Here is a 19,383-nt window from a genome sequence, read left to right as displayed (position 1 = left end):
TGTGAGATATCGGCCAAAAAGTCCGATGGGCGATCACAGACTTCGGGTAAAAGAAGGATTATGGAAGAATAACGATAACGCCATACTCATCGGGAGCGCGTACTACCCATGTCGACCACCGATTCGTCGTTATTTGCGACCTTCGAGATTCCGCCGACACGCCGCCACGCCGAGACCATCGATTTCATGCTATCGCGCCCCGCCCTGGCGCTGCTGCCAGAGTCACTGCGCCCGGCGGCGCGGAGTTTTCTCGCCTATCTGGCCACGCTCCCCGGTAGCGCCCCCCACGCCTGCCCCGCCTGCGAAAGCCGATCGATCTACTTGGCCGCGCCCGCCGGTACCGGCGGCATGCGCCGCGACAGCTATGCCTGCCGCACCTGCCGCAAGCGCTTCACCGTATTGACCGGCACGCCGCTGCACTTGCTGCGCTCGGAAGAGAAATGGAAACCCTGGATGAGCTACCGCTTTCAGGGCTTCTCCCAGGAGCTGATCGCGAATTTCCTGGGGATCAGCAACAAGGCCTCGATGACCTGGAGCCGCGCCTTTATCAAGGCCATGGCCGATTACGACAGCGCACTGCATGCCTGGTGGCAGGCGCATCAGTCCCCCGAGATCTCCGAACTGACCGATGAAGCAGCGCGGGCCCTGGCCGAGTGCCAGGCGATGCTGGCCGGGCTGCGCGACACCCGCGACCGGCGCTGCCCCTACTGCGGTTCGGCCTCGGTTCAGGTGGTCACCAGCCGCCGCGCCACCGAGTACCAGTGCCACGGCTGCCAGCGGCGCTACAATAATCTCACCGAGACGCCGCTCTCCCACCTTCAGCATATCGAGCTCTGGCCCGAATACGCGCGCCATCTCGTGCTCGGCTACCACGACACCGAGCTGGAGCAGATCTTCGACCTCAGCAAGCCGCTGACCAACCTGTGGCGGCAACGTTTTCTGCAGTTGTTCCAGGCGCGCTGGCCACTGCTGGCCCACTGGACGCTGTGGCAGTGGTCACGCCGCCGCGCCAACCCCGGCAGCGTGCCGCTGGCCTGAACGACGAGCATGCGCCGCCAGCCCGCAGCGCCAGCACCATTGCCCCGCTGGCGGGGCGCCCCGGGATCGACCATGCTGGGCATTCAACCCCGGCAAGGAGGCCCGCATGAAACCGCAAACGCTATGGACCCTCGTGGGCACCACGATGGCGATCGCCTCGGGCGTGGCCGCCCGGGAGGCGTTGAAGCACACCGCACGGCGCAGCGCGTTCGAGCCGCCGGTCAACCCTGATGACCCCGATGTGCGCTGGCGCGAGGCACTGCTGTGGGGTGCGGCGTCCGGTGCCGCCGTAGGCCTGGCGCGTATCCTGGGCTGGAAGATGGCTTCCAGCGGCATGCGCCGGGCGCGCCGCACGCGGCGCGGCCAGCGGGTGCTCGCGCGCCTGGAGCGCTGATTTACCCTCAGCGCCCAGAGGGTGTTTACAAATTCGACGAGCGAAGGCGAGACAAGGCGAAATTGGCCGAAAAGACGGAGTTTACGTGGTGTAAATGAGTACTTTGAGGTCGATTTCAACGCCGTATCGTCGAGCGCAGGCATTTTGTAAACACCCTCTCAGAACGTATAGCTCAGCGTCGAGGTCACATTGAGCGGTTCGCCATAGACACCGTAGGTATCGAAATAGCTGTAGTACTTGCGGTCGAACAGGTTGTGCACGTTCACCTGCAGCGCCAGGCTCGGCGTGAACTGGTAGCGCCCGAAGAGGTCGGCGATGGTGTAGCTGGGCTGTTCGAAGTCGCGGGTCACGCCATCGGGGCCCCTGACTGGCGAAGGTGCGGCTCTGCCAGCGCCAGCCGCCGCCCAGGGTGAGCTGGCGCCACTGCGGCACCCGGTAGCTGGCGAAGAGATTGGCCTGGGTGCGCGGCCGGTCGCCATTGAACGTGCCCTCTGCCGAGGTCGCGGTGTAGTGGGTGAAGCCGGCGGTCAGCTCCAGGTCGTCGGTGACCGCGCCGCTGATCTCCATCTCGACGCCTTCACTGACCACGTCACTCACCGGGGTCGCCGTGGTGACCAGCGAACCGGGCGTCAGCACGATGTCGGCCACGTTGTCCTGTTCGAGCCGGAACAGCGCCAAGGAGGCGTTGAGCAGGCCATCGAACCAGGCCGCCTTCAGCCCGGTTTCGTAGTTCTTGCCCACCAGCGGGTCGAGATAGCCGTTGCCGCCGGCCAGCCGGTAGCTCTGCGGCTGAAAGATCTCGGTATAGCTGGCATAGGCCGACCAGGTGTCGTCGATGGTGTAGATCAGCCCGCCGTAGGGGGTGATCTCACGCTCGTCCTGCGCGTGGTTGCCCAGCGTGCTCGACCAGGTCCGCCCGTGCCAGTCGGTATAGCGGGCGCCGAGAATCAGCGTCAGTGGCTCGGCCAGGGAGAAGCGAGCCACGCCGTAGAGCGCCTTCTGGCGGCTGCTGGCACGCTCGGAGGGCGCGAAGTCAGGCCACGCCTGCGCCGGCGTGGCGCCGTTCCAGGCATCGAAGTCGTCGACCGCGAAGCCGTTGGTGAAGCTGTTCTCGTAGTCATTGGACTGGTCGTGATAGCTGCTACCCAGCACCAGCTGGTGCGTGCGTCCGAACAGCGAGAACGGGCCCTCGACATAGCCATCCACGCCGTCGACCCGGCGCTGGCCGGTATTCCAACCGGTGTAGTAGTAGACGCCCTGCCCCGTCTCCCGGTCCGGAAAGCCGTAGGGGTAGGCGAGCCGCGAGTCCAGCGTGCTCTCTTCATGGGTCGCCGCCGCGTGCAGCGTCCAGCCCCCGCCAAAGCGGTGCTCGAGCTGGGCGAAACTCTTCTTCGACTCCCACGCGTTGTAGGACCAGTCCGGCGCCACGCTGAAGCCGCGGGTGTAGTCCGTCTCGCTGCCATCGCTGTACCACAGCGGCAACCCACCCCAGGTCGGTGACGAGGTACGCCCGCGCTGTGTGTCATAGCCCAGCGAGAGCGTGGTCTCATCGCTGACATCGGCATCGATGACCAGGTAGCCGTAGCGCTTGCGCTCGCCAAAGCGGTCGAGATAGCTGTCGCCGTCCTCGTAGCCACCGACGAATCGCGCCCGCACGTCGCCCGAGCGGGTCAGCGGTGTGGTCACATCGACCACGCTGCGTGAGCGGTCCCAACTGCCGTAGCTCGTGCTCAGCGAGCCGGTGGGCTCGCGACTGTCGGCATGCTTGCGCACGAAGTCGATCGAGGCGCCGGGGTTGCCGGCGCCGGTGAGCAGGCCGTTGGCGCCGCGTATCACTTCGATGCGCTCATAGATGGCGGTGTTCAGCGCGCCATCGCCGAAGTACCAGCGGCTATCGGTGTTGAGCGTGGGAATGCCGTCGTACTGGTAGCTGTTGATACGAAAACCGCGGGCGTAGAAATCGACGCGGCTGCTATCGATCCGATTCACCGAGATGCCCGTGGCGTTGCTCAGGACATCCTCGACATCCCATAGCCCCTGATCCTGCATCCGCTGCCGGGTGATGATGCTCACCGTCTGCGGCACCTCGCGCAGCGTCGCCTCGAAACGCGTGCCGGCGGTGGTGGTGCGGCGGGTGTAGCCGACGTTGTCATAGAGGCTCGCGGCGGAGACGGTCAGTGTCTGTAACGCTGTCGTCTCGTCGTCCTGGGCCATGGCGGAGGAGAGCGGCATCAGCGCCGCCGTGCCCAGCAGCAACGACAACCACGGGCCGTGCGGTATGCGCAGGGCACGCCGTGACGGCGACGCCCGGTGGCGAACGGGGGTTGGCATGGTAGATCCCTTGAGTGGCGTCACTGCGCGACGCTCGTTGTGGTGTCGGCGCCGGCATCCGCGAGCCACGGCGGGCACGACGCTCGCCCGGGATCATATGCAAACGATTATTATTTATCAATGCGCTTGAGAATCAAACTCGAATGCGCACCGAGGTTGGCCTGCTGCATGCGATGACGCCTCAAGTTCTGGGCATCACGGCCGATAAGACGTCGCCGAAGTTTTCTTTACCCTGGCCGTGACCCACCCCGGCGCCCCTCGAGCGCCTTTCCCATCGTCATTCGAGCGGAAACCCTGTATGTGCGTTCGACCCCATCACGATGCTGACCCTGACCATCGCCATCGCGGCAGCCGCGGCCCTCTATCTGCTTGGAGTGGCGTGGCGCCCGGGATCGCTCCCTGCTCTACTGGTCGGGCGGCTTCGCCAGCATTACTGTCGGTTTCGCTGGCGCTGCTGCGCTCGCGGGCTACTTCTTCATCGGCGTGTGGTTCGCCAATGGGCTGCTGGTGTTCGCCCACTGGCTGTTTCTACTCGGGGTGATGCGCTTCGTCGGCCGGCGCCCGTCGCGCGGGTGGTGGGCGCTGCCACTGGGGTGGTGTCTGCTGCTGGCACTGCCGCAAGCCAGCGCTTCTGCCCTCTACATGGTGACCAACTCGCTGCTGGTCGGCGGGCTGGCACTCAGGGCCAGCCAACTACTGCGCCTGGATGCGGAGCATGCCAGCCTGGGCACCCGCCAGCTTCACTACACGCTGCTGTTCCACGGCCTGTTCTATCTGGGCAAGGTGGTGCTGACGCTGATGCCGAACGCGCTGATCGATCTTGCCAGTTTTCGCGGCGTGGTGATTCGTGTCTCGCTGGTCGAAGGCGTCATGGCGATCCTGCTGATCGCGCTCTCCATGACCGGCACGGTGCGCTATCGCCGCGAGCGCCAGATCGAGCATCTCGCCGAGCGCGACCCGCTCACCGGGCTGTTCAATCGCCGCGCCTTCGAAGCCCGCGCGCCGGCGCATCTGGCCGATGTCGCCGTCGGTCGCCCCGGCGCCCTGCTGCTATTGGATGTCGATCACTTCAAGCCGGTCAACGACCTGCATGGCCACGCCGCGGGGGACCGCTTGCTGATGATGCTGGGAGAACTGATCCAGACCGCGCTGCCCGACAAGAGCCTGTGCGCACGGCTGGGCGGCGACGAGTTCGCCATCTTGCTGGTGGATACCGACCAGGCTCAGGTGCTCGCCCTGGCCGAGATCCTGCGCCAGCGCTTCCAGGCCACCACCGCACAGAGCTTTGCCACCCCGGATGCGGTCACCCTGAGCCTGGGCGCGGTGATGCTGCACCAGCCCCAGACGGATCTGGCCGCGCTGATCGAGCGCGGCGATATCGCGCTCTACGCCGCCAAGCGCGGCGGCCGCAATGGTCTGCGTGTGAGCAAGCCCGCGGCGGAGGTCACCTCGGCACCCGGCTACAGCGCGCCATCGGCGATCGCTCGTGCCAACGTCGGCGACAGCGGCAAGCGCGCAGCGCGGTAGCAGCGTCGCCTGATAAGCGTGGTAGAGATCGGGTTTGCCCGACCACACCTCGTTCGAGGGGCGGTTGTGACGGTCGAGCTCCTGCCACCAGCTACCGCGCTCGCGGTCGATCAGGTAGCTGTCGATATAATCCCAGAAGCGCCGGTACCAGGTTTCGTACTCGGCATCACCGGTGCGCTTGAGCAGCGCCGCGCCGTTGACGCGGCCTCTGCCAGGGTCCAGTGCATGCGCTCATGCACCACCGGCCGGTCGTGCCAGTCGTGGGTGTAGATCAGCCCCGGCTCGCCATCCACCTGCCAGGCCAGCTCGGTGGCCCGCCGGAACAGCCCGCGGGCGTCTTCCAGCAGCCAGCCGGGGGCGCTCTCGCCCTGACGCAGCAGGCCGCCCTCCAGGTGCAGCATCAGTCGCGCCCATTCGAAGGCGTGCCCCGGGGTGGCGCCGTAGGGGCGGAACGGGTCCTTGGGGGTGTCCTGGTTGTAGTCGCGCCACTCCTGCCAGTCGCTGTCGAAGTGCTCGACCACGCGGTAGCCATTGGGGCGGGCATGGGCATGAATGATCTTGTCGACGATGGAGAGCGCGCGCTGGCGCCACTTGGGCGCGTCGAGCACATCGGCGAGCTGCAGGAAAGCCTCGGTGGCGTGCATGTTGCTGTTGCCGCCGCGGTAGGCTTCGCTGTCGCCCCAGTCGCGCGAGAAGCCCTCGCGCAGGCGGCCCTCGTCCTCGGCCCAGAAGCGCGTCTCGATGACGTCGACGATCTCGTCGAGCAGCGGCCCTGCAGCCGGCTCGCCGGCCTGCCAGGCGCTGGCGGCGGCCAGGGCGACGAAGGCGTGAATGTACGCCTGCTTGGTCTGTTCTTCGCCTTCCCGCGGCAGCGCGCCATACCAGCCACCGTACTCGGCATCCCTGAGCGGGCCGCGCAGGGCCGCCACGCCGTGGGCCACCAGCGGCGCCGCGCCGGGCTCGCCGCGCATCGCCGCCAGCGCAAAGCAGTGGGTCATGCGCGCAGTGATCATGGTGTCCGGGTGGGCGTCGTCGGGCAGGCGGCCATCGTCGTCCAAGGCGGCGAAGCCACACTGGGGATGTCGCGAGGCACGATAGAACGCCAATAGACGCCGCCCCTCCGTCTCGAGCCAGGCCCAGTGCGACAGGCGGCTCAGCCAGCTATCGCGCCGCGGTGGCAGCGCCGAGGGATTAGCGGACCGTTGAGTGCCCGAGAGGGGTACCCCGCCGCAATGACTATCAGACATGGATAACGGGCCTCCTCTGCCCGAGTGTCGAATTCACGTATCGCTACCCAGTGTCGGAGCCAGGCCTGTCTACGTCGATAATCCAGAGTCGATAACCCTGGGTCGATAAACCCGCGTCTCAGCCGTTGACCACGACCCCGCCATTGGGATGCAGGGTCTGGCCGCTGATGAAGGAAGCATCCAGCGAAGCGAGAAAGACGTAGCACGGCCCCAGTTCCCAGGGCTGGGCGGCACGCCCCATCGGCGTCTCGCTGCCGAAATCCTCGAGCATCTGCGGGTCGTGCGCCCCCAGCGTCGCCGGCTGCAGCGGGGTCCACACCGGCCCCGGCGCCACCGCATTGACCCGCAGCCCACGCCCGACTACCTGATTGGAGAGCGCGCGGGTGAAGCTGATGATCGCCCCCTTGGTGGCGCTATAGTCGACCAGAAAATCGGGGCCGATATAAGCGTTGACCGAAGCGGTGTTGATGATCGCGTCGTCCTCGCCCAGATGCGGCAGCGCTGCCTTGGTGAGATAGAACATGCCATGCATGTTGGTGGCGAAGGTCTCCTCCCACTGGGTGTCGCTGAGCTCGGCGAGATCGTTGCTCACCTGCTGGGTACCGGCATTGTTGACCAGGATGTTGAGCCCGCCGAAGTGCTCGACCACCTGCGCTAGCGACGCGCGGCAGAAGGCGGCATCGCGCATGTCGCCGGCGATCAGCAGGCAGCGGCGGCCCTCGGCTTCGACCAACCGCTGGGTCTCGCGGGCGTCGTCGTCTTCGCTCAGATACATCACCGCCACGTCGGCGCCTTCACGGGCGAAGTGGATCGCCACCGAACGGCCGATCCCGCTGTCGGCGCCGGTGATCAGCGCCACCTTGCCCGCCAGCTTGCCGCTACCGCGATAGCCGTCGCGGATGAAGACCGCCGGCGGCTGCATCAGGCTCTCCTTGCCGGGCAGTGTCTGCTGCTGAGCGTGGATCTGGGTCTTCTGGACCATAACGTTACCTCCCTGTCACTGAACATCGGCGGAAAGACTGACTTTCCGCCAAGCTGAATCGAATCAGCTCACGCAATACGACACAAAATGAGCGATTCGGTGCGACGCTCCGGCCGCCTTTCACACCTAGTTCAGCATGCCCGCCCTGGCAAGCGCTGGCCCTTCAGCCACCGGCGACGCCGAAGGCCCAGCCCACCGCCGCTGTGGCGAGCATCGCCAGTACCCCCCAGAAGGTGACACGCACCACCGCCACCCGCGCCCGGGAGCCGCCGATACGCGCCGAGACCAGCCCCAGCAGCGCCAGGGCCAGCAGCGAGCCCAACGCCACCACCAGCGGTATCGCCAGGCGCGCGCTGGAGAGCGCCCCGAGCAGGGTGAAAACCAGCGGCAGCGCAGCACCGGAGAAGAAGGAAAGCGCCGAAGTCCAGGCTGCCTGCAGCGGCTGCGCCGAGTTGACACTGCTGAAGCCCAGCTCATCGCGGGCGTGGGCGGCCAGCGCATCGTGCTGCATCAGCGTCTCGGCGACTTCGTGGGCCAGCGGCGGTGACAGCCCGCGGCTTTCGTAGATCTGTGCCAGCTCGCGCACCTCGAGTTCATAGTTGGCCTTGAGCTCGCGCCGCTCCCGGGCCAGGTCGGCGCGCTCGGTATCCTTTTGCGAGCTCACCGAGACGTACTCGCCGGCTGCCATCGACATTGCCCCGGCGACCGCACCGGCCACACCGGCGGTCAAAACCCCGCCCAGGCCGATGCCGGCGGCCGCCATGCCGATCACCAGGCTGGCAGTGGAGACGATGCCGTCGTTGGCACCCAGCACCGCCGCGCGCAGCCAGCCCACACGATCGGAATAGTGGTGTTCCTTGGGAATGTTCATCGCAGGCTCCTGTACGGTCCGATCCCATCTCAAGCGATGAGTCTGGCGGTTTTACCTTAAGGCAAACCTAAGCCTGCCGCCCATAATCTGCCCCCGTCGAACACTCCCGTGAACGCGGCACTGCCTCGCACTGGAGATTTCGCCTCGACCTCTACGCCGAATCGCTCATCACCAGGACTGCCCGCCGTGAACTCGACATCTCCCCAGCGATACTCCGCCAAGGCCCGCCACTTCCACTGGAGCGTGGCCTCTTTCGTCGTGCTGGCCTATGCGCTGATTCTCTCGACGGATCTCTTCCCACGCAGCAGCGGCATCCCCGAGGTGCTGCTACAGAGCCACTTCTGGGCCGGTATCGGCGTGCTGCTGCTGGCGATACCGCGCCTGCTGGAACGCCTGCGGCGCACGCCGCCGCCGGTCGCCCCGGCGCTGCACCCGCATCTCGAACGGCTCTCGCGGGTCACCCACTGGGCGCTCTACGCTTTCCTGTTCGCGCAGCCGTTGCTGGGCATCTTCACCGTATGGCTGAGCAATGGCGCCATCCCCGTACCCGGCATGTCGCTGGCGCTACCATCGCCCTTCCCTGTCAGCCCAGCGCTGGGGCATAGCGTGGAGGAAGTGCATACGACCCTGGGCACGATCTTCTACTACGTCATCGGGCTGCACCTGGTCGCGGTGTGCTGGCATCAGTTCGTGCGTAAGGACAATCTGCTCAAGCGCATGCTTTGAGCCAAGGCGAGACGACAGCGCCCGGGGCTGGTGACAGCCCCGGGCGCCGAGCGTACACAAATCGCTTGGGGCACTACCCCATGAAGGCGTTGGCGATCAAAAGCGCCACCAGGGCAGTGGCCCAGCCCAGGGTGGTGGGTACCGACAGCACCAGCAACTGGTGCTTGGCGGTCTTGACCCCGAGCAGACGGTTGACCACCCAGAAGTAGCTATCGTTGAAGTAGCTGAAGAAGAGCCCGCCCAGACACGCCGCCTGCGCCGCCAGCACCATGTTGACGTCGGGCATGGCGGAGAGGATCGGCGCCGAGATCGAGGCCCCGGTGATCATCGAGACCGTGCCGCTGCCCTGCACGAAGCGCACCAGGGTGGCGATCAAAAACGGAATCAGCACCGCCGGCAGCGCCAGCCCGGCAATGCTTTCGCCGATGTAGTCGCCGGCGCCGCTGGCCCGCAGCACCGCGCCCAGCGCGCCCCCGGCACCGGTTACCAGCAGGATGATACCGGCGCTCTCGACGCCCTTCTCCAGATGCGCCAGCACCTGGTCCTTGGGCATCTTCGGCACCAGGCCGTAGACCGCCGCCAGCACCCCGATGCCTACGGCGATGACCGGGTGGCCGACGAACTGCACCACCTGCACGAAGACACCTGGTGTGTCACCGCCGCCCGTCAGCGCGGTCACCAGGGTGTTCAAAAAGATCAGCGCGATCGGCAGCACGATCGGCAGCACCGCCTTGAACAGCGACGGCAGCTCGGACTCCGCCAGCGGCGTAGCGATCGGGTCCGCGTCATCACGCTTGAGCGAGCCGGGGACGTCGCGCTCGATCATCGCCTCGATGCGCGGGCCCATGATGCGCGCATAGAGCACCATCACGATCAGCGCCGGGGCCGTGAACACGATGCCCCAGGCGATCATCAGCCCGATATCCACCCCGAAGATGCCGGCAACGCCCAGCGGGCCCGGGGTCGGCGGCACCGCACTGTGGGTCACCGCCAGCCCCGAGGCGAGGGCGATGCCCAGGGTGAGGACCGAGCGCCCGCTATTGCGCGCCAGCGCCCGTACCAGCGGGTTGAGAATCACGTAGGCGGAGTCGCAGAAGATCGGTATCGAGACGATATAGCCAGTGATCGCCATGGCCCAATCCTCACGCTCCTTGCCGAGCAGCCTGAGAATCGCGTAGGCCATGCGCTGCCCCGCCCCGGAGACTTCCAGAATCCGCCCCATCATCACCCCGAAACCGATCACCAGGCCGATGGTGGAAAGCGTCTTGCCGAAGCCGGTGGTGATCGCATCGATCACCGCATTGGGCGACATGCCGCCGATCAGCCCGGCGATCGAGGCAGCGATCACCAGCGCCAGCAGCGCATGCACCCGGGTTTTGATGACCAGCGCGATCATCACGAAGATGGCGATACCCAGGCCGATGATGACCTGGGGACCTGCGACAGCAGCATCTGTCATGGGTGGACTCCTTGATTGGATTTATCGTTGAGTTCGTCTTCCCGGTAGGCGCGGATGATGGCGTCGAAGTCGGCATCCGCACGCAGGCCCAGGGCCAGCGATTGCGTGACCTCCAGCCCGCCGGGCCAGCTGGAGACGATGGCATCGATGCGTTCATCGGGTACGAAGCGCACCCGCTCACGCGCGGCCGTGCCGGCGCTGCGTTCGAGCGCCGCCAGCATCTCGTTCACCGTGACCGTGATCCCGGGCAGGTTGAGGGTGCGCCAGGCGCCGAGCCGTTCACCCGGCAGCGCCAGCGTCTGGGCCAGGTTCTCGACCACGGTGCGCGGCGATGAGAGCCACAGCGGCAGCTCGCCGGACACCGGGCAGGTGGTCTCGACCCCAGCCAGCGGCTCGCGGATGATCGCGCTGGCGAACGACGACGCCGCCTGATTGGGCTTGCCCGGGCGCACCACGATGGTGGGCAGACGGCAGACCCGGCCGTCGACGAATCCGCGCCGGCTGTAGTCGTTGACCAGCAGCTCGCCGATTGCCTTCTGCGCCCCGTAGGAGGAGCGCGGTTGCGGGCCGACCGCCTCGGCCACCGGCTGTGCCAGCCCCGGCCCGAACACCGCCAGCGAGCTGGCGAACAGGAACCGCAGCGGCTGCGCCCGCTCGCGGCAGGCGTCGAGCAGCGTGCGCGTCGCCTCCAGATTGACCCGCATACCAAGCTCGAAATCGGCCTCGGCCTGGGCGCTCACCACCGCGGCCAGATGGCACACGGCACCGGTATCCGCAGCGAACGCCGAGGCCACCAGCGCCGGGTCGGCGACATCTCCGCTCAGCGATTCGACCCGCGTATCGTCGAGCGGGCACGCGGCCAGATCGATCGAGGTCACCCGGGTGACCGGCTGTCCGTCGATGGCGATCTCTCCCGACAGCAGCCGGCTGATCAGTCTGGCGCCGAGAAAGCCGGCGCCCCCTGTGACGATGACATGCATGCTGGTTCTCCTAATTGAGCGCCGTGTCTGACCAAAGGCGAATGGCGCGAGCGTTTGAGATTTAGCATCTTGTCTGACAAATTAAGCTTGGCAGCAACATCGCCTTTGGTCGGATAGGGTCTATGACAGGCGCCATGACGGCGTTTCCCGATACAACGCTACGACCAACGTATAAGGAGCACACCGTGAGTGGAGACATCTCGGCGCCCTCGCGCGGCCCGCAACTCTCGGAGCAAGTGGCCACGCGCCTGAGCGACGCCATCCAGAGCGGTGAGTGGGCCCGCGGCGAGCGCCTGCCCACCGAAGCCGCGCTGGGCCAGCGCTTCGGCATCAGCCGCTCGGTCGTGCGCGAGGCGATCTCGATGCTGCGTAATGCCGGCCTGGTCACCTCGCGTCGCGGCAGTGGCAGCTTCGTCGCCGACGCGCCGACCGTGTCTTTGCGTCTGGCCCTGCCCGACTCCGATCTCGACTCGGTGATCGAAGTGCTCGAACTGCGCCGGCCGCTGGAGGTGGAAGCCGCGCGGCTCGCCGCCAGCCGCCGTACGCCCTCGCAGCTACGGCGCATCCGCAATGCCATGGTGGATATCGACGAGGCGGTGGAGGCGGGTCACTCCGGCGTGGAGCAGGACCTGGCCTTTCACCGCGCTATCGCCGAGGCAGCGCACAACGCCCACTTCACCGCGGTGCTCGACTTCTACAACCGCTTCCTGCACCACGCGATCCAGGTCACGCGGACCAACGAGTCGCTGCGCGAGACCTTCATGCAGCAGGTGGTCGCCGAGCACCAGGCGATCGTCGACGCGATCGCCGCCGGCGACCCCGAAGCCGCGGCGCAGGCCGCCGCGCGCCACCTGGAACACGCCGAGGTGCGTCTGCGCCAGGCACCCGAGGATCTGATCGCGCGCGTCCAGGCTCAGCGCCCGGGCGCGCCGGAATAAACAACGCAAGCCAAAGACAGACAAGGAGAAAAGACATGACACAGCACACCCCCACCAGCGGTGCCGGCACCGGCGTCAGCCCCAAGGTCGGCCTGATCGGGCTAGGCTCGATGGGCATGGGCATGGCCACCTCGCTGGTCAAGGCGGGCTTCGAGACCTGGGGTTGCGACCTGCGCCCGGAGGCCCGCGAGCAGTTCGCCGCCGCCGGTGGCCACGCCGTCGCCACGCCGGCCGAGATGGCCGCCGAGGTCGAGATCGTGCTCACCGTGGTGGTCAATGCCGCGCAGACGCGTGACGCGCTGTTCGGCGATACCGGGCTGGTGCAGGCGCAGGGCGGCCTCGCCCCGGGCAGCGTGGTGATCTCGTGTGCCACCTGCGCCCCGGAAGCGGTGCGCGACCTCGGTGCGGCGCTCGCCGCCCACGACATCCAACTGCTCGACGCGCCGATTTCCGGCGGCTCGGTGAAGGCCGCTCAGGGCCAACTGACGATGATGACCTCCGGCCCCGAGGCACTCTACGCACGCGCCGGCGCGGTGCTCGATGCGCTGGCGGCCAAGGTGTTCCGGCTCGGCGACGAGCTCGGCCAGGGCTCCCAGGTGAAGCTGGTCAATCAGCTCTTGGCGGGCGTGCATATCGCCGCCGCTGCCGAGGCGATGGCCTACGGCATTCGCGGCGGCTGCGACCCGCAGACCCTCTACGAGGTGATCACCCAGAGCGCCGGCAACTCCTGGATGTTCGAGAACCGGGTGCCGCATATCCTGGCTGGCGACTACACCCCGCACTCGGCAGTGGATATCTTCGTCAAGGATCTGGGGATCGTTCACGATACCGCCCATCGCGACAAGTTCCCGCTGCCGCTGACCGCCCAGGCGCTCAACCAGTTCACCCTCGCCTCCGCCCAGGGGCTGGGGCGCGAGGACGACTCGGCGGTGGTCAAGGTCTATCCGGGCATCAGCCTGCCCGGCAGCGCCGCCAACGACCCTAGCTGAAAAGAAACGATCTCACCGAGAGCTAGCTGAACCGACGAGAGAGCCACGCCATGCCACGCTTTGCCGCCAACCTGAGCATGATGTTCAACGAGGTGCCGTTTCTCGAGCGCTTCGCCCGCGCCGCCGAGTGCGGCTTCACCGGGGTCGAGTTCCTGTTCCCCTATGCCTGCGAACCGGCAGACATCGCCGATGCGCTCGAGCGCCACGGACTGACCCAGGTACTGTTCAATCTACCGCCGGGAGACTGGGAAGCCGGTGAGCGGGGCCTGGCCGCGCTGCCGGGGCGCGAAGCGGAGTTCCGCGCCAGCGTCGACACCGCACTGCGCTACGCCGAGGCACTCGGCTGCACCCAGCTGCACGCCATGGCCGGGCTGGTGGCGGAGGGCGTATCACACCAGGCGATGCGCGAGACCTATCTTGAGAATTTGCGTTTCGCCGCGCGCAAGCTGGCCGAACAGGGGCGCACGCTGCTGATCGAGCCGATCAACACCCGCGACATGCCGGGCTACTTCCTCAATCATCAGGCCGAGGGGCATGCGCTGCTCGCCGAACTCGGCGAGCCCAACGTCAAGGTGCAGATGGATTTCTACCATACCCAGATCATGGACGGAGACATCTGGAAGACCTACCAGCGCTATCGTGACGGGGTCGGCCACATTCAGATCGCCGGGGTGCCGGAACGCCACGAGCCGGACACCGGCGAGGTCAACTACCCCTGGCTGTTCGCCCAGCTCGATGCCGCGGGCTATACCGGCTGGCTGGGCTGCGAATATCGGCCGAGGGGGGAGACCGAAGCGGGTCTGGATTGGCTAGCGGAATGGCGCTAAGACACAGCGCCACCTAGGGTTTGTACGAAAAGTCAGCGAGCGAAGGCAAGACAAGGCAAATCGGCGAAAACGCGGAGTTTACGAGGTGTAAATGAGCATTTTGAGCCGATTTTTAACGCCGTATTGCCGAGCGCAGGTAGTTTTCGTACAGAGCCTAACTCACTCGGCGTCCGCGCGCAGCCGGATGCCGTCGTCCTCGATCACGATCCGGCGCTGCTTGTAGAGGCGGCCGATGGCCTGCTTGAAGGCGTTCTTGCTGACGCCGAGGCGGGCCTTGATCGTCTCCGCCGGGCTCTTGTCGCCGAGCGCCAGGAAGCCGTCGTGTCGAGCCAGTTCGGCAAGGATCTTCTCGCCCACCACGTCGATCCGCGCCGCCCCCGGCGGCAGCAGCGAGAGATCGAGCCGGCCATCCTCGCGCACCCGCTTCACATAGCCCTGGACACTGTCGCCCCGGCGCAGCGGGCGGCTGATGTCATCGTGATAGAGCAGGCCCCAGAAACGGTGATTGACCACCGCCTTGGCGCCCAGATCGGTGAGATCGGCAATGGTCAGCCATACGGCGTCACCCGCCGCCAACCCCTCGGACTCATCCTGCAGGAAGCGGTCGAGCTTCATGCTCGCCACCGGCCGCATGCGGTCGTCGACGTAGATCATCACCAGCACGCGCTTGCCCTCGTCGGGGCGAAAACGCTGCTCGCCAAACGCGCAGCAAGAGCTCCTTGGGCCGGCCCCAGTTCAGGAAGGCGCCGATATCGGTGACCCGCGACACGCGGAGATAAGCCACCTCGCCCACGTTGGCGTGAGGCTCAGCGCTCGGATCAGCGGCGGAAGGGCGTGAAGACATGGGGCAGATTCCTGAGAGTGCGTGGGCGGGCGGTCGCGGCCCATCCTAGCGTGCCGGCGCGCCCGCGCAAGGTCAGGGCGCAGCGAGTTGCGACTTTCGTATCAATCGCATCGATAATCGAATTCGGCAGACGTGATTAGCAGACTAACGTACCCGTCTCCATACTGTCGTCAACGGTCGGGGGCAAGGAGCCGCCCCCCGGAAACGGCCCAGCGCCGATTCCGACGTCGCCAAGCGACGACCCGCAAGGGGTGACCACCACGGAATGGCAGGTCACACAACGATATGATTGGAGGTAACACCATGAAAGCACGTATTCTCGCCGCCGTCGCACTCGCCGTTGCTCTGCCGGCTGCCGCCCAGGCCAACAGCTTCATCAACGAGCAGATCTTCGAGCAGCAGAGCGAGCCGCTCAACACCCAGCAGACGGCCCAGTATCAAGCGCTGCCGACCGCCAACCGCGTCGACACCGTGAGCGGTGGCCACAGCGCCGCCGCCGATCAGGCGCTGCAAAACGTGGCCGAAGAGACCCAGCTCTCGACCCAGATCCCGGCTGGCGGTAGCGCCCTGGTCGCCCAAGGCCACAGCGCCGCCGCCGCCCAGGCGCTGATCAACGCCAACCAGACCGGGCAGGACAGCGGCAACGTGAGCTTCACCAGCCTGTAAATCGATACGTCGACACGGCTTATCGCAAGACCAACCGCCGGCCCAGTGCCGGCGGTTTTGCGTTTATACAGCGAAGATGCGATGGGCCCTTGGCCAAGCCTATAGCGCCGGCAAAAAGTCTGCGATCGATCACCAGCGGCCTGCTTTCTTGCCCCGAAGGCGCGGCCCGCAACGGGTCCATACCGCCCTGCCGCGATAGACAATTGGCCTTGCCGCTATCGCTTTCTCGCTAGGGTTTGTACGAAAAGTCAGCGAGCGAAGGCAAGACAAGGCAAAAATCGGCGAAAACGCGGAGTTTACGGGGTGTAAATGAGCATTTTGAGCCGATTTTTAACGCCGTATTGCCGAGCGCAGGTAGTTTTCGTACAAAGCCTAGCACTCGGCAGGATATTGCAGCGCCGGTTGATTCATCGCCTTCTCAGCAACCCAGTGATCTCTCAGGAAATCAGCATCATCAACCCTCGATTGGCCTGCACCCCCGCGCAATCCCCTTAGGGAACCACGCTAAACACACAATCATCTAAACAAGTAAACACAGAAGATTGTGCGCTGATAAAAACCCACCCTATGGTGCGATAAACCCGAGCCATCAACCCTTGCGGCGAAGCCATACGATAAAGACGCTCTCAAAAAACGTATCGCCTCATTGGCTATTTGTATTTTAACTGATACCGGCCGGTCGTTATGATAACGACTCATGGTCTGAATGTTGCCCGGCTTCGGCTGGGCTTTTTTGCGCCCTTTTTTCCTGTTCCAGCATCGCATCAGCCACCCGATTGCCCGACTTTTCGTGCACCTGACCGGATGACGATTCGGGCCGGGCATGCGCCAGCAGCCAGGCTGCGCTGAACGCCCCCTCGCTGGCCGTGGCCATGCGCTGTGCGTGGCACGTCTCACCGGTGTACTCCGTACGCGGCAGGCAATCGCGGCGCAGCCACTTGCACACCGCGGAAGGCGAGACCCGGCAAATTCGCGCGCAGCGCGACACCCCGCCCACCCGTTCCACCGCAAATCGAATGGCACTCATGGCACCCTCGCTGAGCGTGTACTTTGGGTACAGACATATCAGGTACTGAAAGTACATTCAAGCGGTGCGACTATTGAACCTATGGTTCACACTGATCATCGGGACGACTTCAGCGCCCGTCTGCTCGAAGCACTCCGTCATGCAGGCAAGGACGGCCACGGAATGGGCGCTCGCCTAGCCCAGGCCGTGCGCGTGACCCCCAAGGCGGCCAGCAAGTGGATCAACGGTGAAGCGCGCCCGAGCCACGCCAAGAAGGTGGCGCTGGCACGCTGGCTGGGCGTACGCGAGGCGTGGCTGGACTACGGCCAGGGCCGCATGCTGCGCGATGAGGAGGAGCGCGAGGGCAGAGTATCCACGTCCCCCTGTTAACACGCTGCGAGTCGCCGAGCCATCGCCGGTGCGCGCCGCACAGACACTGTCGCTGATCGAAGCGGCGGTGCAGGCCGGCGAGCTGGAAGACGCCGACCTGCTGCTGCTGGAGCAACTGGTACAGCGCCTGCGGCGTACCGGCCAGAGCGCCACTGAGCTGCATGACGATATCGATTCCGACCCTGACCCTGACGCCTGATCCTGAAGACATAGCCGTGCTACGGCAGATCACCCTAGTGTCCTGACGCGATCTTTCACACCGCCTGTTCCGACAGCTTTCACGACGCCCTTCAAGCCGCCCTTCACGGCACGGTTTCCAACAGCTTCGCCGACGTCGCCAAAATAGATTGAACTTCTAGTACTTTTAATATGTACTATTAGTACACTTTCAGTAATAACCCATCGACTCCGTCGCGCGACCTGATTCAGGTGTTGATCACGAGGGCGCCATGATCCGTTTTCGCTGCAAAGACACGCTGGTGCTGGATGAAGACTGGCTGCGGTTCGAGGTGCCACTACCGCCGCAGTGTTTTCACTATGCCGGCCGGCAGACAGGCACAATCTACGATGGGCATATCTGTCGCGCCGGTATTCCCGACATCGATACGGTCTACTGCGCGTATCGCCAGTCCACGTCATCTGCCGGGGTCTATCAGCCGGCGCTCTATGTGCCCAGCCGGCACCATGCCATCATCGTCATCGACCACCGCTTCACATTGGCACGCCACGCCAAGGCGTGGATCGCAGACCGTGTGCGCGAACTCATCATCGCACGCCGCTCCAGCCCTCGGGTCCCGCCCGAAACGCCGCCGCTCGCGACCACACTGGCGTCACGTCATCATCGATGATGTAGTGTCTGGCCGACACGGAGGAAACCATGAAGACAATCGGCGTACTCGGCGGCATGAGCTGGGAATCGACCCAGAGCTACTATCGCCTGCTCAATGAAGGCGTGCGCCAGCGCCTGGGCGGGCACCACTCGGCCAGGATCGCGCTGGTGAGCATCGACTTTGCCGAGATCGAAGCGCTCCAGCGCAGCAGTCAGTGGGAAGAAGCGGGGCAACGGCTCGCCGCAGCGGCAGCACGCGTGGAAGCCGCCGGCGCCGAGTGCCTGCTGCTGGCCACCAACACCATGCACAAGGTCGCCCCAGCGATCGAGACGGCGCTGAACATTCCGCTGCTGCACATCGCCGATGCCACCGGCGAACGCTTGGCGGCGGATGGCATCGACCAGGTCGGGCTGCTGGGCACGCGCTTCACCATGGAACAGCCCTTCTACCGTGAACGCCTCAGCGAGCGCTACGGCATCGACTGCCTGATCCCCGAAGAGGACGAGCGCGAGGCGATCCACCGCATCATCTTCGAGGAGCTGGTGCAGGGCGTCGTGAACGACGACTCCCGCGCGCGCTATCGCGAGATCGTCGCCAACCTGCACGCCCGCGGCGCCCGCGCGATCATCCTTGGCTGCACCGAAATCGCCCTGCTGCTGCGCGCGCAGGACAGCGCCCTGCCGCTCTACGACACCACCGCACTGCACGTGGAGATGGGGTTGGCCTTTGCGCTCGACGATCACTGAGAGTGCGTCGAACTCGCTGCGACGCGCCCTGCACGCCACAAACAAAAACCGCCACCCGGCGTGAGCACGGGTGGCGGTTTTCGTCAAAAGATGGCGCGCCCTAAAGGATTCTATGTACAAACATAACATCATGTTTTCAAAAAATATTCATGATATCTCGATAATTACCATATGCCTTCCAATATACCATTCAGCCTATTGGGCTAAACGTATGATACGAATTGACTCTGAATGCGGAGACCGAAAGGAAGGCACGCACCGCCCCGCAAAGGAAGCGCTGTTCTTCGGCCACCGGTAACATATGCCGGGGGTGTATCGGGTTGATGGGCATCTCCATCGCTTCTTTTGTTGATAGAGTCCCGCCAATCACCACCCACGCGTCGGCGGCTTACGATACATTGAGCTTCCGATAGGTCCAGCGGCCGCCAGCATATTCAGTTCGAGTCGGCCTTGGACGCCAGCGCTTCGGCGCCCCCCTCCAATTTCTTGATGTCTTGAACCGCATCGAAAGATTCCTCGGCAAGACCCCCACGTCAGCTAGGTCCATTGCAAATTGCGAGAACTCCAGACATCGGTCCTTAAGGGTTATCTC

The 19,383-nt window shown here is 65.3% G+C and carries 18 protein-coding genes and 2 pseudogenes; 12 read left to right on the top strand and 8 right to left on the bottom strand.

All coding sequences use genetic code 11. The annotated features are described in order from the left end of the window. Positions 1–108 precede the first annotated feature (108 nt). Together CN538_RS08550 and CN538_RS08545 are read left to right on the top strand one after the other, a co-directional pair. The gene (locus tag CN538_RS08550) at positions 109–1,038 is read left to right on the top strand and encodes a hypothetical protein (protein WP_106419165.1); all 930 of its coding nucleotides are present in this window, start codon (positions 109–111) and stop codon (positions 1,036–1,038) included. Positions 1,039–1,144: 106 nt separating this feature from the next. Then, complete coding sequence (locus CN538_RS08545) at positions 1,145–1,432, top strand: DUF4235 domain-containing protein (protein ID WP_051895593.1); 288 nt, start codon at positions 1,145–1,147, stop codon at positions 1,430–1,432. An 81-nt stretch (positions 1,433–1,513) separates the two neighbouring features. On the opposite strand, the gene fhuE is transcribed toward CN538_RS08545, so the two are convergent. Beyond that, complete coding sequence (gene fhuE / locus CN538_RS08540; protein ID WP_340638293.1) at positions 1,514–3,763, bottom strand: ferric-rhodotorulic acid/ferric-coprogen receptor FhuE; 2,250 nt, start codon at positions 3,761–3,763, stop codon at positions 1,514–1,516. Between the two features lie 369 nt (positions 3,764–4,132). On the opposite strand from fhuE, the gene CN538_RS08535 reads away from it, so the two are divergent. Continuing rightward, a complete protein-coding gene (locus CN538_RS08535; protein ID WP_242495684.1) occupies positions 4,133–5,290 on the top strand; it encodes a GGDEF domain-containing protein in 1,158 nt (385 codons plus the stop codon). 66 nt (positions 5,291–5,356) lie between these two features. Here the strand turns inward: CN538_RS08535 and CN538_RS08530 are convergent. The 3 genes and pseudogenes from CN538_RS08530 to CN538_RS08520 form a co-directional block, all read right to left on the bottom strand. Continuing rightward, positions 5,357–6,303: pseudogene (locus tag CN538_RS08530) on the bottom strand (AGE family epimerase/isomerase); the annotation flags it as partial. 352 nt (positions 6,304–6,655) lie between these two features. Continuing rightward, positions 6,656–7,519: an SDR family oxidoreductase gene (locus CN538_RS08525; RefSeq protein WP_106419163.1), complete on the bottom strand. Its 864-nt coding sequence runs from the start codon at positions 7,517–7,519 to the stop codon at positions 6,656–6,658. 163 nt (positions 7,520–7,682) lie between these two features. Then, the gene (locus tag CN538_RS08520) at positions 7,683–8,390 is read right to left on the bottom strand and encodes a VIT1/CCC1 transporter family protein (RefSeq protein ID WP_106419162.1); all 708 of its coding nucleotides are present in this window, start codon (positions 8,388–8,390) and stop codon (positions 7,683–7,685) included. Positions 8,391–8,576: 186 nt separating this feature from the next. Here CN538_RS08520 and CN538_RS08515 point away from each other — a divergent pair, with 186 nt between their 5' ends. Beyond that, positions 8,577–9,116, top strand: coding sequence for a cytochrome b (locus CN538_RS08515; RefSeq protein ID WP_106419161.1), 540 nt, complete (start codon positions 8,577–8,579; stop codon positions 9,114–9,116). 73 nt (positions 9,117–9,189) lie between these two features. Here the strand turns inward: CN538_RS08515 and CN538_RS08510 are convergent, their stop codons facing one another. Together CN538_RS08510 and denD are read right to left on the bottom strand one after the other, a co-directional pair. Then, entirely contained in the window at positions 9,190–10,575 is a 1,386-nt protein-coding gene (locus CN538_RS08510) for a GntP family permease (RefSeq protein ID WP_106419160.1), read from the bottom strand. Next, positions 10,572–11,555 (bottom strand): D-erythronate dehydrogenase, encoded by a 984-nt coding sequence (gene denD / locus CN538_RS08505; RefSeq protein WP_106419159.1) that lies wholly within the window; start codon positions 11,553–11,555, stop codon positions 10,572–10,574. Before denD ends, CN538_RS08510 begins: the two co-directional genes overlap by 4 nt. Positions 11,556–11,740: 185 nt before the next feature. Between denD and CN538_RS08500 the strand changes: the two genes are divergently transcribed. Genes CN538_RS08500 through otnI form a run of 3 tightly spaced genes read left to right on the top strand, consistent with a single transcriptional unit; the run spans position 11,741 to position 14,309 of the window. Continuing rightward, positions 11,741–12,493: a FadR/GntR family transcriptional regulator gene (locus CN538_RS08500; RefSeq protein WP_242495683.1), complete on the top strand. Its 753-nt coding sequence runs from the start codon at positions 11,741–11,743 to the stop codon at positions 12,491–12,493. 35 nt (positions 12,494–12,528) lie between these two features. Next, positions 12,529–13,482, top strand: coding sequence for an L-threonate dehydrogenase (gene ltnD, locus CN538_RS08495; RefSeq protein WP_106419157.1), 954 nt, complete (start codon positions 12,529–12,531; stop codon positions 13,480–13,482). Between the two features lie 50 nt (positions 13,483–13,532). Further along, entirely contained in the window at positions 13,533–14,309 is a 777-nt protein-coding gene (gene otnI, locus CN538_RS08490; protein ID WP_106419156.1) for a 2-oxo-tetronate isomerase, read from the top strand. Between the two features lie 159 nt (positions 14,310–14,468). On the opposite strand, the pseudogene CN538_RS08485 reads toward otnI, so the two are convergent. Then, a pseudogene (locus CN538_RS08485) lies at positions 14,469–15,153 on the bottom strand (CvfB family protein). 303 nt (positions 15,154–15,456) lie between these two features. On the opposite strand from CN538_RS08485, the gene CN538_RS08480 reads away from it, so the two are divergent. Continuing rightward, positions 15,457–15,819: a hypothetical protein gene (locus CN538_RS08480; protein ID WP_106419155.1), complete on the top strand. Its 363-nt coding sequence runs from the start codon at positions 15,457–15,459 to the stop codon at positions 15,817–15,819. 682 nt (positions 15,820–16,501) lie between these two features. Here the strand turns inward: CN538_RS08480 and CN538_RS08470 are convergent. Then, positions 16,502–16,846: a helix-turn-helix domain-containing protein gene (locus CN538_RS08470; RefSeq protein WP_207233691.1), complete on the bottom strand. Its 345-nt coding sequence runs from the start codon at positions 16,844–16,846 to the stop codon at positions 16,502–16,504. A 162-nt stretch (positions 16,847–17,008) separates the two neighbouring features. Between CN538_RS08470 and CN538_RS08465 the strand changes: the two genes are divergently transcribed. From CN538_RS08465 to CN538_RS08455, 4 genes are all read left to right on the top strand, one after another. Beyond that, complete coding sequence (locus CN538_RS08465; protein WP_106419153.1) at positions 17,009–17,215, top strand: helix-turn-helix domain-containing protein; 207 nt, start codon at positions 17,009–17,011, stop codon at positions 17,213–17,215. Positions 17,216–17,243: 28 nt separating this feature from the next. Further along, entirely contained in the window at positions 17,244–17,414 is a 171-nt protein-coding gene (locus tag CN538_RS20295) for a hypothetical protein (protein ID WP_164999542.1), read from the top strand. A gap of 250 nt (positions 17,415–17,664) precedes the next feature. Further along, positions 17,665–18,063 carry a hypothetical protein gene (locus CN538_RS08460; RefSeq protein ID WP_106419152.1) on the top strand — a complete coding sequence of 133 codons (399 nt, stop codon included), beginning with the start codon at positions 17,665–17,667 and terminating at the stop codon, positions 18,061–18,063. A gap of 29 nt (positions 18,064–18,092) precedes the next feature. Further along, the gene (locus tag CN538_RS08455; protein WP_106419151.1) at positions 18,093–18,791 is read left to right on the top strand and encodes an aspartate/glutamate racemase family protein; all 699 of its coding nucleotides are present in this window, start codon (positions 18,093–18,095) and stop codon (positions 18,789–18,791) included. Positions 18,792–19,383: the final 592 nt, after the last annotated feature.

This window comes from Salinicola tamaricis (assembly GCF_003006155.1).
Lineage (GTDB): Bacteria > Pseudomonadota > Gammaproteobacteria > Pseudomonadales > Halomonadaceae > Salinicola > Salinicola tamaricis.
Note: the sequence above shows the minus strand (reverse complement) of the source record. Positions and strands in the feature narration are given on the sequence as shown.

What these genes read in the sequence shown, in the direction of transcription:
- CN538_RS08545 (WP_051895593.1), top strand. Translation starts at nt 1,145, where the DNA reads ATGAAACCGCAAACGCTATGGACCCTCGTGGGCACCACGATGGCGATC.
- ltnD (WP_106419157.1), top strand. Translation starts at nt 12,529, where the DNA reads ATGACACAGCACACCCCCACCAGCGGTGCCGGCACCGGCGTCAGCCCC.
- CN538_RS08480 (WP_106419155.1), top strand. Translation starts at nt 15,457, where the DNA reads ATGAAAGCACGTATTCTCGCCGCCGTCGCACTCGCCGTTGCTCTGCCG.
- CN538_RS08460 (WP_106419152.1), top strand. Translation starts at nt 17,665, where the DNA reads ATGATCCGTTTTCGCTGCAAAGACACGCTGGTGCTGGATGAAGACTGG.
- denD (WP_106419159.1), bottom strand. Translation starts at nt 11,555, where the DNA reads ATGCATGTCATCGTCACAGGGGGCGCCGGCTTTCTCGGCGCCAGACTG.
- otnI (WP_106419156.1), top strand. Translation starts at nt 13,533, where the DNA reads ATGCCACGCTTTGCCGCCAACCTGAGCATGATGTTCAACGAGGTGCCG.
- CN538_RS08550 (WP_106419165.1), top strand. Translation starts at nt 109, where the DNA reads ATGTCGACCACCGATTCGTCGTTATTTGCGACCTTCGAGATTCCGCCG.
- CN538_RS08525 (WP_106419163.1), bottom strand. Translation starts at nt 7,519, where the DNA reads ATGGTCCAGAAGACCCAGATCCACGCTCAGCAGCAGACACTGCCCGGC.
- CN538_RS08510 (WP_106419160.1), bottom strand. Translation starts at nt 10,575, where the DNA reads ATGACAGATGCTGCTGTCGCAGGTCCCCAGGTCATCATCGGCCTGGGT.
- CN538_RS08465 (WP_106419153.1), top strand. Translation starts at nt 17,009, where the DNA reads ATGGGCGCTCGCCTAGCCCAGGCCGTGCGCGTGACCCCCAAGGCGGCC.
- fhuE (WP_340638293.1), bottom strand. Translation starts at nt 3,763, where the DNA reads ATGCCAACCCCCGTTCGCCACCGGGCGTCGCCGTCACGGCGTGCCCTG.
- CN538_RS08470 (WP_207233691.1), bottom strand. Translation starts at nt 16,846, where the DNA reads ATGAGTGCCATTCGATTTGCGGTGGAACGGGTGGGCGGGGTGTCGCGC.
- CN538_RS08520 (WP_106419162.1), bottom strand. Translation starts at nt 8,390, where the DNA reads ATGAACATTCCCAAGGAACACCACTATTCCGATCGTGTGGGCTGGCTG.
- CN538_RS08455 (WP_106419151.1), top strand. Translation starts at nt 18,093, where the DNA reads ATGAAGACAATCGGCGTACTCGGCGGCATGAGCTGGGAATCGACCCAG.